Here is a 15,186-nt window from a genome sequence, read left to right as displayed (position 1 = left end):
GGATGCGGATTGTATCAGCGCAAGAGCTGGAAAAATGGCTGGGAAACGGCCGGGTCCTGGAAAAGGACGGGCGCGGCCCCAAGGTCGTGGCGCTGGACGACGGCCGCTTCCTGAAGATCTTCCATACCCGCCGCCACCCCCTGCTCGCCCGCCTGCAGCCCGCCGCCCGACGGTTTTCCCGCAATGCCGAGGCACTCGTCCAGCGCGGCATTCCCACGCCGCAGGTCGCCGAGACCTTCTGGCTGGACCGCGAGGCGGGCCTCAGCGCCTGCCTCTATCGCCCGCTGCCGGGGATATCCGTGGAGCAGTTGTACCGCCAAGAGCCGGAGAAAATCGCCGAGCTGCTGCCGGCGCTGGCGGACTTCATCCGGCACCTGCACCAGCTGGGGATCTACTTCCGCTCCCTGCACCTGGGCAACATCATCCGGATGCCCGACGGCCAGTTCGGCCTGATCGACATCCTCGACCTGCGCTGTCGGCAGGGTGCGCTCGGCGCCTGGCTGGTGCGGCGCAACCTCGGCCATCTGCGCCGCTACCTGGAGCGGCGCAAACTGACGGACTTTCCCTTCGAGGCGCTGTGCGAACTGTATCGCCACCCGCTGCCTGCCCGGCACACCCCTCCGTCACGCCTGGCCGGCTGAAACGGCGCAGCCGCCGGCCTCGTTTCCGTCCTGCTCGAGTCCTGCGCCCAGCAGGATACCGACCGGGAACCAGAACACCACCCAGTAGGGACTGGGGCGATGGAAGATGGCATAGATGTCCGAAACCATCGCCACCATGGCGAACACCAGCAGCGCCAGTCCCAGCCGCGCCAGAGGCTCCGCCCGGCATTTCCAGCCCTTCCACAGCAGACTCGCAAGCAGCGCGACGAGCAGCAGGATGCCCGGCAAGCCGTATTCGTACCAGAACTGCAGATAGAGACTGTGGGCGTGCTTGACGCTGGGGGTGTAGGGAAGCCAAGAGAATATGAACTCGAAGTCGGCTCCGGCACCCGCCCCCAGCAGCCAGAACGTGGGCAGGCGCTCGCCCCAAGCGGCCCAGATCTGCTCACGATTGCTCAGCCCCACTTGGCGCTCATGCTGGAGCTCCGGCCAGAAGACGAACAGGGCGACCAGCAGCAGCAGGGCGCCCCCCCCAGCAGGGCCTTCGACTTGAAGTTGGGAAACAGCAAGAGCATGGCGATACCACCCGCCGCTGTGGCGAACCAGGCGCCGCGGGAGAAGGTGAGCAGGATGTAGGCGAGCAGCCCCAGCAGACCCAGCGCCAGCAGAGCAGCTTGCCAGGGGCGGAGTCGAAGACTGACCAGCAGCCCGGTCGCCAGGACCGCGAAGACCCCGTAGTACAGACCGGCGACGATCGGGTGGTCCAGGTCCGCGAAGCCCTTCCAGCCCAACTCGCTCAACCGGCCGCCAAAGCGCAGCACATCGTAGTCCAGCGGCTTGTCGAGCACGCCGAACTGGTAGTAGAGCGTCAGCCAGGCGAAGACCGCCGCCACGGCCACGGCGCCGCCCAGGAGACCGGTGAAGAGCCGCGGAAGCCGGACCAGGCTGGCCACGACAAACACGTAGAGGAGGACCAGCAGGACGATCTTCGCCCAGTAGGACAGCCCATTGTCGGCGCCCGGATGCAGCCAGCCACTGAGCAGTACCCAGGCGCACAGCCCGAGCAATAGGCGCCCGGGCACCTGACGCCAAGTCGCCACGGACAAGCGCCGGAACAGCAACAGAAAGAGCGCGGGGACGAACAGCAACAGATAAAGCTGGGTGGCGTAACGGCTGCCGTCGTTGTTGAACAGCAGGCCGGTCAGCTGCACGACCAGACCGGCCCCAGCACATAGGGCCAGGCTGGGGAAAACCGCGACAGCGAGGCCAGGCGTTGAGTAAAAAACACGGCGACTCCCTTCAATGAACAATTGGAAAGCTTTTCTTGTGCAGACAACATCCGCGTCGCACTGAATCGACGCAAACACCAGAGTCGGTCATGGTATCGGCTTACGAAACAGGCGCTTTGCAGAAGCCACAGCACGCCACACCGTCACCACCGCTGTCGTGGCCACCCGGCATTGCCAGCGGCGATGCAACGGACTCGGCGCAAATGACGCCATAGGCCAAAGACCGCCATAGAACACACTCTCTTTCCGTCCACCGGCAATTCGGCCGACTCAACCCGTCCGGTATTTCCTGTGCAGGAATTTTCCGTACCAGACCAGGCCCTGCAGCCAGCGCCGCTGCCTGAACATCAGCCGATACATGAATCTCGAATAAACATAGAACTCGCGGGGCGTGAAACCGTCATCCAGAGCGGTCCCGGCCCATGGCGAGAGCGCCTGGTACTTGAGGAATACCTCTTTCGACTGATGGGGATTCCAGTTGCGCCACGGCTTCATCGGGCCGATGAAATGAACGAACTTGGTCGTTCCGGGCAGGTCCATGCCAACCCTGCCCTTCTTCAGCTTGCTGGTCAGCCCGTACTGGTGGTTCCACATCCGGTCGACGAAGCAGGCACGCCCGTCGAGCACGATATTCAGCGCGTCCTGGTCGGAATATCGCAGATTCAGCGCCGGGTCGGCGATCTTCTCCAGCGCCCGCCCGGACACGTCGGCGGCGATCCAGCGACCGATATCGATATACAGGACCCCGGAGTTGAAATAATCCTTCACGGCCTGCCCCTTGCGGTTCAGCCCGGTTCGCTTGGACTCGGCGCCGGCATCGCGTATCACCGCGGCGATCGCCTCGCCGATATCCATCCGCAGCAGTTCGGCGATATTCCCCAGACAGAGAATATCCGCATCGAGATAGAGCACCCTGTCCGCCACGCCCTGAAGCGTCTCGGGAATCAGGAAGCGAATATAGGCGGCCTTCGAGATATGGGCCTGTCCCTTGCCGGCCCCCGGGTCCTTGACTCCCACCAGCTCATCGACGAAATGCAGGTGCACGGGTCTTGCGAACTGCTGCTCCAACCGCTTGAGACGCTCCCGGCCAGTCGGCGAAAGCTTGGCGGCGAACACATGAAAAACCAGATCCAGCGAGGGATTGTTCTCGATGATCGAGACAATGGTGACCCCCATGGGATGCAGGTATCTCTCGTCCACGCCGAAGGCGACATGGAGAGCGGCCATTTTCTTTGTCGTTTCGCTAGCGGACATGGTTTCCCCCAGATGGCAAGGCACTCGAGCAGGCGAATCGCCCGCCGGCAAGCTACAGCGGACCGTCGCGAAAATCGCGAACCGATCCCGTGCCCAGTCGTCTGTCCATGCAGGGACAGCATTCATGTCCGGAGCATCCCGGCCCCGGAAGAGCCCGCCCGGGGCAATCCCGGGCAGCGCATGGAAAAACAACGTTATTCTTTCAGACAAGATGAACAGCCCTCACGCCTGCATTCTGCGCGCAACTTCCTGCAAGTGCTCAGCACTGGCATCCTGCCAGCGTCCCGGTACACAGTACTCATTCTTCAGATAATGCAGGAAGCTCCTGCGCAAGGCATCGTCGAGAGGCCAGTCGGGGAACTGCCGGGCGAGGCGCAGCAGTTCATCGGCCGAGTCCGCATGCATGGTCACGCCCTCGACGCTGAAGAACGCCTGGCCCAGGGTGACCACCGGCTTGCCCAGCAGGATGCTCTCCAGCCCCACGGTCGAGTTCAGGGTGATGACGAACTGGCTGCCTTCGATCAGCTCCTGGGTGCTGTTGCCGTTGGCGAACAGCAACCGTTCGTGGGTACGAAGGTGCAGCTCGGGATAGGTGTCACGGCTGGACGGGTGCTCCTTGAACACCACGGTCAGGCCCGTTTCGGCGACCAGCCGCTCGCCCAGGGCGAACAGCTGACGCATATCGGCGACCCAGGGCGAGAACAGGCGCACCTGGGAGTCGCGATCCTCCTGGAAGGGAACGAACACGTAGCGCTCGGGCAGCACGATGGGCTGCAGACCCGTGTGACGCGGCTTGCGCGGCACCAGGGTGATTTCGCCCTGCGCCTCGTCGGGCAGGCCAGCCGCATAGCGCCGATAGAAAGCGGCATCGCGCGGCACGGAATTGCGGAAATTGACGCCCTGCGGATCGAGGGTGGTGGTATTGGGCAGCAGGCCGTTCTCGAAGAAGAAGGTACGGCATCCCGCCGGCAGCAGGGCCTGCATGAGCTGGCAGTAGCGGTGGGAGCCGTTCCACATGACCACGGCCGACGGCTGCTCCCTCTCCAGCAGCGCCTGGATGCGCAAGGCCATCCAGAGCAGCTCCAGGCGCAGCAGCAGGCGATAAAGCCCCCCCTGGGACTTGCGCTTGACCCGGCGCTCCTGGCACTTCTCCTCGATCAGGGGCGTCCAGTCGATGCGCCCGGCGATGCGCGGCAGGCCCCAGGGCCGTGGCCAGGGCAGATCGCCCGGCACCACCAGCTTGCCACGCAGGCCGGTCGCCTCCAGAAGGCGCTGGAAGTAGATGCTCTGGTGCTTGGCCAGAGAAAAGAACAGGAAATGGCTCATGGCGAATCCTGCCCGGCCTGACTGCCGGCGCGGGCGAGCAGAAGAAGGAAGGTGAAGGAAGGTTTTTCTATTGCGTTCCCGGCAAGCGGCATTGCTCGACCTCCTCGGGCAGTGGCGCGCCGGCCAGCAGGGCCTCGAGCAGGCGCCGGGTCGTCGCCAGGCCCTCCACGCCATGCACCAGATGATGCTGGATGAAGGCACGGCTCTTCTCGACGTGCCGGGCATAATTCCGCTCGATATCCAGGAGCCGCTGCTGGAGCTCCTCCGCGGTGGTCACCACCGCGCCGAAGAAGCGCTCCTGGCCGAAGATGTCCGGCTCGCTGCCGAGGTTGCAGTAGACGATGGGGCGCCGCGCCAGCGCCGCCTCGATCACCGCGTTGGACATGATGTTGACCGCCACGCTGGAGCGGCCGAGCGCTTCGGCCAGGCTGCAATCGGCCGGCAGGACCTCGATGTTGGCGTAACGCCCGGACGCTTCCCGCCAGAACGGCATCCGGCTGCGCGGATGCGTCTTGACCAGCACCCGGTACTCCGGATGGCCCGCGGCCCAGTCCTGCAGCAGCGCATAGGTGTGCAGGTAGCCGGCCTCCTTCTCCCGGTCGGGACCGACGCCGAGGATCAGCAGGGTGCGCGCGGCGCCGTCAGCCGGCGGCAGATCGTAGGCGCGGTCGATCAGGTGCGAGCCGGACAGCACCACCTGCGTATCGCCGAAGCGCAGACGTCTGGCGCGCAAGGCGTCCAGCGAGCTCTGGCCGAACAGGAAGTAGTAGTCGTAGTCGGTCATGCTCAGCCGCCGCGACCCCTCCAGGGTCGTGGCATGGGCCAGTTGTACCAGCAGGCGTCCGCGACGGGCAAGCGAAAGGCGCAGGAACGGGCTGCACAGGCTGCCGTTCCGGTCGTTGATCAGCACCTGCGGATCGTGCTGGGCGACCAGCCATTCGGCATAGGCGGCATGGCCGAAATAGCGCAGCGGCACCGGCTGCGGCGGCCGTGCCAGCAGGCGTCCGGCGATGACCGCCCGCGGGTCCACCAGGGCGGTCTCCACCAGCCGGTGACCGGCGCCGCGCAGGGCCTCGATCAGGTGCTTCTTGCGCTGCAGCGGGATCATCTTGGGGCCGCTCTGCAGCAGCAGAAAGGCACAGGATTCGCCGCCCGGCGGCTGGGCCTTCGAGAGATAGAGGCGCGCGCGGATGCCGAAGACCAGGTCCAGCAGCGCATCCCGGCAGAAGCGCAGTGCCGCTCCCGGCCAGGCGTGCCGCTCGAGCAACAGCCACCAGCGATAGCGGTCCAGCCGCCGGGCCTTGTGCAGCCAGGCGCCCATGGGCGGCACAGCGACCCGGCTACCCTCAGACGGCGTCATACCAGTCCATTCCGTCCTTGACCACCAGGATGTCCTGCATGATCAGGTAGCGCAGGTCCGAGCCGTAGAACATGTTCAGCGCATCGGTCGGCGAGCAGATCATCGGTTCGCCACGGCGGTTCAGCGAGGTGTTCAGCGACACGCCGTTGCCGGTGAGGTTTTCCAGCTCCTTCATCAGGTCGTACCAGCGCGGGTTGAATTCGCGCCTGAGCACCTGGGCGCGGGAGGTGCCGTCCTCGTGGACGACCTCCGGCACGCGGGTCTTCCACTCCTCGTGGACCTCGAAGGTGAAGGTCATGAACGGCGACGGGTGGTCGACCTTGAGCATCTGCGGGGCGACGGTGTCGAGCATCGACGGGCAGAACGGCCGCCAGCGCTCGCGGAACTTGATCTGCTCGTTGATCCGGTCGGCGACGCCCGGCACGCTCGGGCAACCGATGATCGAGCGCCCGCCCAGCGCCCTCGGGCCGAACTCCATGCGGCCCTGGAACCAGGCCACCGGATGGCCGTCGACCATGATTTTCGCGATGCGCCGCTCGACGTTGTCGATCCGCTTCCAGACCGGCGTCTGCGGGTGCCTGGCGCAGGCGGCGATCACCTCCTCGTTGGAGTAGGCGGGGCCGAGATAGACGTGCTCCATCTTCTCCACCGGCACGCCGCGCTGGACCGACACATAGGCGGCGGCGCCGACCGCGGTGCCGGCATCGCCGGAGGCCGGCTGGACGAACAGCTCCTTGACCTCCGGGCGAGCGATGATCTTCTGGTTCAGCTTGACGTTCAGCGCGCAGCCGCCGGAGAAGGCGATCCGTCCGGTCTCGCGGATGATGTCGCCGAGGTAGTAGTCCATCATCTCCAGCGCCAGCTTCTCGAACAGCGCCTGCATGCTGGCGGCGTAGTGGATGTAGGGCTCGTCGGCGACGTCGCCCTCGCGCTTGGGCCCCAGCCACTCGACCAGCTTGGGCGAGAAGTAGTAGCCCTTGCCCTTGTCCTTGTAGCGGCGGAAGCCGATGACGTTGGCGTAGTCGGTGTTGATGGTCAGCTCGCCGTTCTCGAATTTGGCCAGCCGCGAGAAGTCGTAGCGGGCGGCATCGCCGTAGGGCGCCATGCCCATCACCTTGAACTCGCCATCGAGCATCTCGAAGCCGAGGTACTCGGTGATCGCGCCGTACAGGCCGCCGAGCGAATCGGGGTCGTAGAACTCCTTGATCTTGTGGATCCGGCCGTTCTCGCCCCAGCCGAAGAAAGTGGTGGCGTACTCGCCCTTGCCGTCGATGCCGAGGATCGCGGTCTTCTCGGAGAAGCCCGCGCAGTGGTAGGCGCTGGCGGCGTGGGCCAGGTGGTGCTCGACCGCCTCGATCCGCACCTTCTTCAGATCGAAGCCGAGCTGCTGCAGGCACCACTGGATGCGCGTGCGATAGCGCTTGTAGCGGCGGTTGCCCATCAGGATGGCGTCCAGCGCCCGGTCCGGGGCGTACCAGTAACGCTTGGCGTAGTGCCAGCGGGCCTTGTCGAACAGGCTGATCGGCGCGAAGGGAATGGCCACCGCATCGACGTCGGAGGGCTTGATCCCGGCCTGCTCCAGGCAGAACTTGGCCGACTCGTAGGGCATGCGGTTCTTCGCGTGCTTGTCGCGCACGAAGCGCTCTTCTTCGGCGGCCGCGACCAGCTTGCCGTCGATGTACAGGGCGGCGGAAGGATCGTGACTGAGGGCGCCGGAAAGGCCGAGAATCGTCAGTGCCACAGGGTCTAGCCTCTTTACTCTTCGGTGGTGCGGGCATCCGCTGCCCGCGGTAAGCGTTGGTCGAGCAGCCGATACAGCGCCGAGTCGGCCGGCCAGTTGCGCAGAAAGCGCGCGCGATCCGCGGCGAAGGCGCGCTCGAAGCGGGCGGCGCCGTGATGCTGCTCCAGCGCATCCAGGTCGATCAGCAGCCAGTGGCCGTCCTGCCAGAGCAGGTTGTTGCCCTTCAGATCGCCATGGCTGATGCGCTCGCGTAGCAGGGCGGCGAACAGCCGATCGAGCGCCAGCAGTTCCTCTTCCGGCGGTGTACCGTCCAGATACGGCTGAAAGCGCGCGAGTATATCTTGCCCGCCGCAGTATTCGGTAATCAGGTAGGCACGCCCGCGCAGCCCGCAGAAGCGCCGCTCGAGCACCGCCAGCGGGCGCGGCGTGGGAATGCCGAGAAAGGCCAGGCGGTTGCCCGCGATCCAGCTGCGCCAGCCGCGGCTGGGACGCCAGAAGCGCTTGAGCCAGTGGGCGACCCCCTTGATGTTGTAGCGCTTGACGACCAGGCTCCGGCCGCACAGCTCGACCCGTGCCACGGTGGCGGCCCCGCCGGTCTTGTAGATATGTCCCCGCTCGACGAGCGCATCCGGGGCGGCCAGGAGCGGGCGCAACAAGGCTTCGCTGTCGCGACGCTGCGCACGCAGCCCCATGGGACCGCGCCGCACGCTGAACAGCGTGCAGTCGCGACCGAGCTTGGCGAGGAAGTCGCGCAGCCGCCAGCGGCGCACCTTGGCCACCTCCTTGAGCAGCGCTTCCAGCGGCAGGGCGTGCGCGCCGTTGACCAGCAAGTAGTGCACCAGCAGTTCCTCGATGAACGGTTCGAGTTCGACCGGGAACTGAGCGAAGAAGGCGCCGAGGTTCTCCAGCACCCGTTCGCGCGACAGCGGCTGGCCGGGCGTCTCCGCCTGCACCGCGCCGCCGTCGACCACCTGTAGCCGGCCTTCGTGGCGCAGCAGGTTGTCCAGATGCATGTCGGCCTGCCAGAGCCCTTTGGCGTGCAGGCCGGCGATGGCGGCCAGGGCCTCGCCGAGCACCGCTTGCTGGCCGTCCGAGAGCGGCGGCTCGTGCTCCACGGATTGCCAGGCATCGGCCAGGCTGTGTGCGCCGTCCAGATAGTCGAACAGCAGCCAGCCGCCCTCCCCCTCGACCAGCCCCTCGGCGAGCAGGCGTGGCGTCGCCTGCTGCTGCCCGGCGAGCAGGTGCACGCCCTTCAGCTCGCGCTGGAAGTGCCGCGAGGCCTTGTCGCCGACCAGGAGCTTGGCCAGCACCCGCTGCCCATGCCACTCGCCGCGGCCGACGTAGCGCTGCCCCGGCAGCACGCGCAGCAGGCTGTCCAGGCGCAGGGTGGCCGGTCCGGCGGTATCGGTCAGCTCGACGAGCAGCGGCAGCTGCGGCTGGCGGCCGGCCTTTCTCAACTGGCGCAAATTCATGCGTGCCCCTCCTTCTCCTGCTGTCGCCCGGACAGCCGTTCATGCCCTGCGTGCGACGCGCGGGTAGTGCACAGGTTCATTCGCGCCCCTCGAAGTACTTGAGGATCTGCCGGATGCGCAGCTTGTCGCTGGCGTTGAGCCGGCGCCGCCGGCGGTACTGCAGGTAGAAGCGCAGGCGCTGGGTGCGCGACAGCTTGTACTTGGCCACCTTGTCCAGGCAGGCGAGGTCCTTGATGATCCGCCAGCGCAGCCAGTGCCCCCACCAGAAGCCGCCCAGCGGGCAGTCGATCAGGAACAGCCGGCCATCGTCGTCGACCAGCAGGTTGCGCCACTTCAGGTCGTTGTGCACGAAATGGTGGTCGTGCATGACCCGGGTCGCCTGGGCCAGCTGGCGGCTGACGCGATCCACCCAGCGCGGGTCGGCCAGGCGTGGGTCGTTGTCCTTGGCCAGCCGGGCCAGGTCCCGGGTGCCGGTCAGCTCGCGGGTGATCAGGGCGCCGCGCAGAAAAGCCCCGTCGCGGCGCTCCAGGCCCCAGGCCGCCAGGGAAGCGGTCGGAATGCCCCATTTGACGAAACGCTTGAGATTCTGCCATTCGGCCTTGACCCGCGGCCGCCCCAGGTAGCGGCGCAGGCCCTTGCCCGCCGAGCGGTAGCGCTTGACGTAGTAGCGCACGCCAGCGAGCTCGATGCGGATCACGTCGGACAGCGGGTCCTTGGAAACCCGCTCGCCCTCCAGGGCGAACACCGCGTCCAGGCTGGCGAAGGCCTGCGCCGCCGCAGGCTCCAGACCGGCGGCCAACTGCCAGGCGCTCATAGCGGATTGCCCTCCGCCGCCTTGCGTTGGAAGCGCGCCAGCAGGCGTCCGGCCTGCGCCTCCAGACGGGCGACCAGGCGGGCCTCCTCGCGCAGCGTCTGGCGCAGCGGCTGGCGGAAATAGCCGCGCAGGAAACGCAGCTTGTCGCGACGGGTCAGGCCGATGTCCAGCGCCGAGAAATACAGCGCGGCCAGGTCCTTGTCGCGCCAGCGCCGCGGCGTGCGCGCCCGGGTCTGCGCGCGGTGCAGGTCGATCAGCGACAGGCGCAGGCTGTCGGGCTCGATCGGCCGGTCGGTGTGCAGCAGGAAGTGGCAGATGTAGCAGTCGCGGTGGTTCACCCCGGCAGCGTGCATGCCGGCGGTCAGCCGCGCCACCTCGGCGATCAGCGCGCGCTTCAGGCGCGGCGCCGGCGGCCGGGTCGGCCAGTCGAGGCAGAAATCCTCGAGGCTGACGGTCGGTGCCAGCTCTTCGGTGATCAGGAAGGAGTGCTGGCGCGCCGGGTTATCGCCGCGCTCGCCGAAGGCCACCGGCGTCATGGTCGGCACTCCGGCCTCGGCCAGGCGCCTGAGCGCCCGCCACTCCTGGGCGGCGCCGAGCACCGGCGCCCTGGCGGTCAGCAGGTTCTTGAGGATCTCGGCCCAGCCGATGCCGCGATGGATCTTGACGAAGTAGCCGCGTCCGGCCACCTCGACGCGCAAGGTGCGGCGAGCCTCCAGCTCGCGATAGACCCGGCCCTGCAGGCGCTCGACCTCGGCGAAGGCATCGCGCCCGGCCCAGAGGGACTTGAAGGGTTCGGAGAGGATCAGTTGCATCGGCATACATCCCTGTAGGAGCCAGCAGCGTGCTGGCGATCTGCAGTGAACCACGATACCGCCGACAGGGGGAGCGCTGCACCCGGCAAAGACCTCACGCGCCCTGCTCCGCCAGGATCAGGTCGGCGGCCCGTTGCGGCATGGAATAGAGGTCGGCGGTTTCGGCGTAGGCCAGGCCGTTGCGCCGGCAGAGGGCGCGGCGTGCGTCGTCCTCGAGCAGTCCGGCGAGCGTCCGGTTCAGGCGCTCCTGATCGAACGGGCTGGGCAGCACCTGCCCGCAGCCGGCTTCGGCGATGTAGTGAGCATAGCCACAGACGTCGGTGACCAGCACCGGCAGCCCGGCGACCAGCGCCTCGAGCAGCACGGTGCCGGTGTTCTCGTTGTAGGCCGGGTGGATCAGCAGGTCGGCGCCGAGCAGAAAGCGCGGAATGTCGCTGCGCCCCTTGAGGATCTCGACCCTCTCCGACAGGCCGAGCGCCTTGACCTGCAGCTGGAAGGGCCGCGGATCGTCCTGGCCGATGGCGATCAGCCGGGTACGCCGCTTCAGCGCGGCGGGCAGCGCGGCGAGCGCCTTGAGGCTGCGGTCCAGGCCCTTGGTCTTGAAGCCGGAGCCGATCTGCACCAGCAGCAGGTCGTCGTCGCCCAGGCCGAATTCGCGGCGGAAGTCGGCGCGGATCGCGCCGGCGTCGACCGGCGCGCGGCGGTCGACGGAAATCCCCGGCGGCAGCAGATGGAAGCGCTCCGCCGGCGTGCCGTAATGCTTGACGAACAGCGGCTGCTGCACCTCGGAGATCATCAGGATCTGCGTCTTCGCCTGCGGCGCGAACACCGCGCGCTCGTAGTCGGCGAAATGCCGGTAGCGGCCCCACAGGCGGTAGAGCGGGTTGCGCAGGGTCTGCGCCTTGTCCTCGTAGCAGGGGTCGGCAGCATAGTAGACGTCCAGCCCGGGCATCTTGTTGAAGCCGATCACCCGCTCCACCGGGCGGCGCGCCAAGTCGGCCTGCACCCAGGCGGTGAAACGCTCGTTGCGGGTATGGTTGAACAGCGCCCTGACCGGCGCGATCAGCACCTCGAACCCCGGCGGAATCTCGCCCTCCCAGAACATGCTGTAGACCCGGATGGCGTGCCCGCGCTGCTGGCACTCCAGGGCGATGCGCAGGAAATCGCGCTGCAACCCGCCGAAGGGAAAGTACTTGTAGAGGATGAAGGCCAGCTGCATCAGGAGGTCCTGTCGGCAAAAGCGTGGGTCGGCGCCGGACACGCCGGGACACCGCAAAGAACCGGCCCGCTCAGCATCGGCCCGCCGCCTCGTCCAGCAGCGCGCGCAGTTCGCCGGCCACCCGCGGCGGGGCGAGGCGGCTGAAGCACACCGGCTGCTCGCGGCTCAGGTCCAGCCGCTGGCGGTCTTCCTCGGTCGGCCGATAGCTGCAGGCCTTCTGCAGGCAGGGCACGCAAGCCGGGTAGTCGCTGGTCAGGTGACGCTGATGGCGGCCGTAGGCGCCGGTCAGGCGCGGATCGGTCGGGCCGTAGAGGGAGACGGTCGGCACATCCAGCGCCGCCGCCAGGTGGCCGAGGCCGGTGTCGACCGCCACGCAGGCGCCGGCCCCGGCGAGAATGCCGGCGATACCGGCAAGGTTGGTTCGGGGCAGCACCTCGACCGCCGCCAGTCCCTCGGCGATGCGCTCGGCGCGGGCCTGCTCCAGTGCATTGCCCCAGGGCAGGCGCACCGCCCAGCCCTCGCCGGCCATGCGTTCGGCCAGCTCGCGCCAGTAGCTTTCCGGCCAGTGCTTGCTGTCCCAGGTGGTGCCGTGCAGGAACAGCAGATAGGGCGCGGTCGCCGGCGTGGCCAGCCGGCTGCGCTCCAGGCCGTAGTCGCCGACCGTCGCCGGCACAGCGTAGCCCAACGCCTGGGCGAACAGCTGACGCACCCGCTCCACCGCATGCTGGCCCCAAGGCACGGGGTAGCGGCGTCCATAGAAGAGACTGGCCAGCGGCTCGCGCGCCGAGCGACGGTCCAGCCCGGCCACCGGCGCGCCGCCGAAGCGGGTCAGCCAGGCGCTTTTCAGCAAGCCCTGGGCATCGATCACCAGATCGTAGTCGTCTCCCAGGCTCTGCCGGAAGCGCCGCCACTCGGCGCGGGTCGTCGCCTGCCAGAGGCTGCGGCGCCAGCGACGGATCGCCACCGGGATCACCCGCTCCACCGCCGGGTGCCAGGCGGGAATCTCGGCGAAGCCCTCCTCCACCACCCAATCGAAGCGGATGCCGGGCAGCGCCCGCGCCGCGTCGGTCAGCGCCGGCAGGGTATGGATGACGTCGCCCAGCGAGGAGGTCTTGATCAGCAGTACGCGCACTCAGTGCTCCTGCGGCAGCGGGTCGGGCAGAGGATCGCCGGCGAGGCGCTGCAGGGCGTCCAGCACCCCTTGCGGTGCCAGCTCGCGCAGGCAGTCGTAGTGGCCGAAGCGGCAGGTGCGCTCGAAGCAGGGACTGCAGTCCAGGCCCAGGCGGACGATCTCCACCTGCTCGGCCAGCGGCGGGGTGAACTGCGGCGAGGTGGAGCCGTACACCGCCACCAGCGGGCGGCCCAGTGCGGCGGCCACGTGCATCAGCCCCGAGTCGTTGGACACCACCGCGTCGGCGCAGGACAGCAGGTCGAGCGCCTCGGCCAGGCTGGTTTCCCCGGCCAGATTGGCCGTCGCCTCGCGCAGCTCGGGCGCCAGGGCGGCGCGGATCGACTCGCCGACCGAATGGTCGTTCTTCGAGCCGAACAGCCAGACCTGCCAGCCGGCGCGCAGCTTGGCCTCGGCCACGGCGGCGTAGTGCTCGGCCGGCCAGCGCTTGGCCTCGCCGAACTCGGCGCCGGGACAGAGCGCCAGCAGCGGCCGGCCGAGCCTCAGGCCGAACTTCTGCAGCGCCGCCGCGCGGCTCTGCGGCTCGATGCGCAGGGCCGGCCGTGGATAGGGTTGCGGCAGTTCGGCACCGGGCTCGAAGGCGAGCGCCATAAAGCGCTCGATCATCAGCGGGTAGCGCGCCTTGTCCAGCCGGCGGATGTCGTTGAGCAGGACGTAACGCATCTCGCCGCGCCAGCCGGTGCGCCTGGGGATGCCGGCGAAGAACGGCACCAGCGCCGACTTCAGCGAGTTGGGCAGAAGGATCGCCTGGTCGTACTGTCCGGCCAGCGACTTGCCGATTCGGCGGCGGCCGGCCAGGTCGAGCACGCCGTGACCGAACGGAAAGCTCAGCGCGCGACGCACCTCGGGCATGCGTTCGAGGATCGGCCGGCTCCAGTCGGGCGCCAGCACGTCGATTTCGCAGTCGGGATGGCGCTGCTTCAGGCAGACGAACAAGGTCTGCGCCATCACCATGTCGCCGACCCAGCTGGGACCGATGATCAGGATATTCATAGGAATTCGGACGGATCGTAGGTTGGGTCAAGCGCCGCGGAACGAGCGCGGCGCCAGCGCGCGAGTCCCTTGTTGGGCTTCGGGCTATGCCCTCGGCCCAACCTACGCGGCACGCGGCTTACTTGACCAGGGTGCGCCACTCGGAATGGGCGGCGGTCTTGCCGGTGACCAGATCGAAGTAGGCGCGCTGCAGCTTCTCGGTGACCGGGCCGCGGCGGCCGATGCCGATCTGCCGGCCGTCCACTTCGCGGATCGGCGTGACTTCGGCGGCGGTGCCGGTGAAGAAGGCCTCGTCGGCGATGTACACCTCGTCGCGGGTGATGCGCTTCTCGACGATCTCGATGCCCATCTCGCGGGCCAGGGTCAGCACGGTGTTGCGGGTGATGCCGTTCAGGCAGGCGGTGACTTCCGGGGTGTAGATCACGCCGTCCTTGACGATGAAGATGTTCTCCCCCGAGCCCTCGGCCACATAACCTTCCGGATCGAGCAGCAGGGCCTCGTCGGCGCCGCCGGAGATCGCCTCCTGCAAGGCCAGCATGGAGTTGACGTAGGCGCCGCTGGACTTGGCGCGGGTCATGGTGATGTTCACATGATGACGGGTGAAGGAGCTGGTGCGGATCTTGATGCCCTGCTCCAGCGCGTCCTCGCCCATGTAGGCGCCCCAGTGCCAGGCGGCGACGATGACGCGGACCTTCAGGCCGCTGGCGCGCAGGCCCATGCCTTCCGAGCCGTAGAAGGCCAGCGGGCGGATGTAGGCGCTGTCCAGCTTGTTCTCGCGCACCGCGGCGCGGGTCGCCTCGTTGATCTCGTCCTTGGTGAAGGGGATCTTCATGCCCATGATGTGCGCCGAGTCGAACAGGCGGTCGGTGTGCGCCTGCAGACGGAAAATCGCCGTGCCCTGCGGAGTGTTGTAGGCACGCACGCCCTCGAACACGCCCATCCCGTAGTGCAGGCTGTGGGTCAGCACATGGGTGGTCGCATCGCGCCACTGCACCAGTTCGCCGTCGTACCAGATCACACCATCACGGTCGGCCATCGACATAATTAGCCTGCTCCTCAAGAGAATTCGCTACGTAATACACATCCAGACCGGGCGGCGCCTCGCGCCACCCCTA

At 67.6% G+C, this 15,186-nt stretch carries 14 protein-coding genes; 1 reads left to right on the top strand and 13 read right to left on the bottom strand.

Going from position 1 to position 15,186, the window contains the following annotated elements:
• Window positions 1–2 precede the first annotated feature (2 nt).
• On the top strand, window positions 3–641 hold the full coding sequence (locus Atro_RS17265) for a phosphotransferase (protein WP_497924224.1): 639 nt from the start codon (window positions 3–5) through the stop codon (window positions 639–641).
• Here the strand turns inward: Atro_RS17265 and Atro_RS17260 are convergent.
• The 13 genes from Atro_RS17260 to Atro_RS17200 all read right to left on the bottom strand — a co-directional run bounded on the left by Atro_RS17260 (window position 624) and on the right by Atro_RS17200 (window position 15,113).
• Window positions 624–1,067, bottom strand: coding sequence for an O-antigen ligase family protein (locus tag Atro_RS17260; protein WP_497924222.1), 444 nt, complete (start codon window positions 1,065–1,067; stop codon window positions 624–626). The genes Atro_RS17265 and Atro_RS17260 overlap by 18 nt on opposite strands.
• Window positions 1,058–1,813 (bottom strand): hypothetical protein, encoded by a 756-nt coding sequence (locus tag Atro_RS17255; protein WP_497924220.1) that lies wholly within the window; start codon window positions 1,811–1,813, stop codon window positions 1,058–1,060. The genes Atro_RS17260 and Atro_RS17255 overlap by 10 nt, the downstream gene beginning before the upstream one ends.
• Window positions 1,814–2,161: 348 nt before the next feature.
• Window positions 2,162–3,145 (bottom strand): glycosyltransferase family 8 protein, encoded by a 984-nt coding sequence (locus Atro_RS17250; RefSeq protein WP_497924218.1) that lies wholly within the window; start codon window positions 3,143–3,145, stop codon window positions 2,162–2,164.
• Window positions 3,146–3,367: 222 nt separating this feature from the next.
• Window positions 3,368–4,471 carry a capsular polysaccharide export protein, LipB/KpsS family gene (locus Atro_RS17245; RefSeq protein WP_497924216.1) on the bottom strand — a complete coding sequence of 368 codons (1,104 nt, stop codon included), beginning with the start codon at window positions 4,469–4,471 and terminating at the stop codon, window positions 3,368–3,370.
• A 67-nt stretch (window positions 4,472–4,538) separates the two neighbouring features.
• Window positions 4,539–5,831, bottom strand: coding sequence for a CDP-glycerol glycerophosphotransferase family protein (locus tag Atro_RS17240; protein ID WP_497924214.1), 1,293 nt, complete (start codon window positions 5,829–5,831; stop codon window positions 4,539–4,541).
• On the bottom strand, window positions 5,818–7,572 hold the full coding sequence (locus Atro_RS17235) for a carbamoyltransferase family protein (protein WP_497924212.1): 1,755 nt from the start codon (window positions 7,570–7,572) through the stop codon (window positions 5,818–5,820). Before Atro_RS17235 ends, Atro_RS17240 begins: the two co-directional genes overlap by 14 nt.
• Before the next feature lie 14 nt (window positions 7,573–7,586).
• Complete coding sequence (locus Atro_RS17230; protein WP_497924210.1) at window positions 7,587–9,044, bottom strand: lipopolysaccharide kinase InaA family protein; 1,458 nt, start codon at window positions 9,042–9,044, stop codon at window positions 7,587–7,589.
• Between the two features lie 76 nt (window positions 9,045–9,120).
• Window positions 9,121–9,858 (bottom strand): lipopolysaccharide kinase InaA family protein, encoded by a 738-nt coding sequence (locus Atro_RS17225; protein WP_497924207.1) that lies wholly within the window; start codon window positions 9,856–9,858, stop codon window positions 9,121–9,123.
• Window positions 9,855–10,670, bottom strand: a complete 816-nt coding sequence (gene rfaP / locus Atro_RS17220; protein WP_497924205.1) for a lipopolysaccharide core heptose(I) kinase RfaP — start codon at window positions 10,668–10,670, stop codon at window positions 9,855–9,857. The genes Atro_RS17225 and rfaP overlap by 4 nt, the downstream gene beginning before the upstream one ends.
• A gap of 94 nt (window positions 10,671–10,764) precedes the next feature.
• Complete coding sequence (locus tag Atro_RS17215) at window positions 10,765–11,889, bottom strand: glycosyltransferase family 4 protein (protein ID WP_497924203.1); 1,125 nt, start codon at window positions 11,887–11,889, stop codon at window positions 10,765–10,767.
• 70 nt (window positions 11,890–11,959) lie between these two features.
• Window positions 11,960–13,021 (bottom strand): lipopolysaccharide heptosyltransferase I, encoded by a 1,062-nt coding sequence (gene waaC, locus Atro_RS17210; protein WP_497924201.1) that lies wholly within the window; start codon window positions 13,019–13,021, stop codon window positions 11,960–11,962.
• The gene (gene waaF / locus Atro_RS17205; RefSeq protein ID WP_497924199.1) at window positions 13,022–14,071 is read right to left on the bottom strand and encodes a lipopolysaccharide heptosyltransferase II; all 1,050 of its coding nucleotides are present in this window, start codon (window positions 14,069–14,071) and stop codon (window positions 13,022–13,024) included.
• A 118-nt stretch (window positions 14,072–14,189) separates the two neighbouring features.
• Window positions 14,190–15,113: a branched-chain amino acid transaminase gene (locus tag Atro_RS17200; protein WP_497924197.1), complete on the bottom strand. Its 924-nt coding sequence runs from the start codon at window positions 15,111–15,113 to the stop codon at window positions 14,190–14,192.
• Window positions 15,114–15,186 lie beyond the last annotated feature (73 nt).

This window comes from Azotobacter tropicalis (genome assembly GCF_059739045.1).
Note: the sequence above shows the minus strand (reverse complement) of the source record. Positions and strands in the feature narration are given on the sequence as shown.

What these genes read in the sequence shown, in the direction of transcription:
- Atro_RS17265 (WP_497924224.1), top strand. Translation starts at nt 3, where the DNA reads ATGCGGATTGTATCAGCGCAAGAGCTGGAAAAATGGCTGGGAAACGGC.
- Atro_RS17250 (WP_497924218.1), bottom strand. Translation starts at nt 3,145, where the DNA reads ATGTCCGCTAGCGAAACGACAAAGAAAATGGCCGCTCTCCATGTCGCC.
- Atro_RS17245 (WP_497924216.1), bottom strand. Translation starts at nt 4,471, where the DNA reads ATGAGCCATTTCCTGTTCTTTTCTCTGGCCAAGCACCAGAGCATCTAC.
- Atro_RS17240 (WP_497924214.1), bottom strand. Translation starts at nt 5,831, where the DNA reads ATGACGCCGTCTGAGGGTAGCCGGGTCGCTGTGCCGCCCATGGGCGCC.
- Atro_RS17230 (WP_497924210.1), bottom strand. Translation starts at nt 9,044, where the DNA reads ATGAATTTGCGCCAGTTGAGAAAGGCCGGCCGCCAGCCGCAGCTGCCG.
- Atro_RS17225 (WP_497924207.1), bottom strand. Translation starts at nt 9,858, where the DNA reads ATGAGCGCCTGGCAGTTGGCCGCCGGTCTGGAGCCTGCGGCGGCGCAG.
- rfaP (WP_497924205.1), bottom strand. Translation starts at nt 10,670, where the DNA reads ATGCAACTGATCCTCTCCGAACCCTTCAAGTCCCTCTGGGCCGGGCGC.
- Atro_RS17215 (WP_497924203.1), bottom strand. Translation starts at nt 11,889, where the DNA reads ATGCAGCTGGCCTTCATCCTCTACAAGTACTTTCCCTTCGGCGGGTTG.
- waaF (WP_497924199.1), bottom strand. Translation starts at nt 14,071, where the DNA reads ATGAATATCCTGATCATCGGTCCCAGCTGGGTCGGCGACATGGTGATG.
- Atro_RS17200 (WP_497924197.1), bottom strand. Translation starts at nt 15,113, where the DNA reads ATGTCGATGGCCGACCGTGATGGTGTGATCTGGTACGACGGCGAACTG.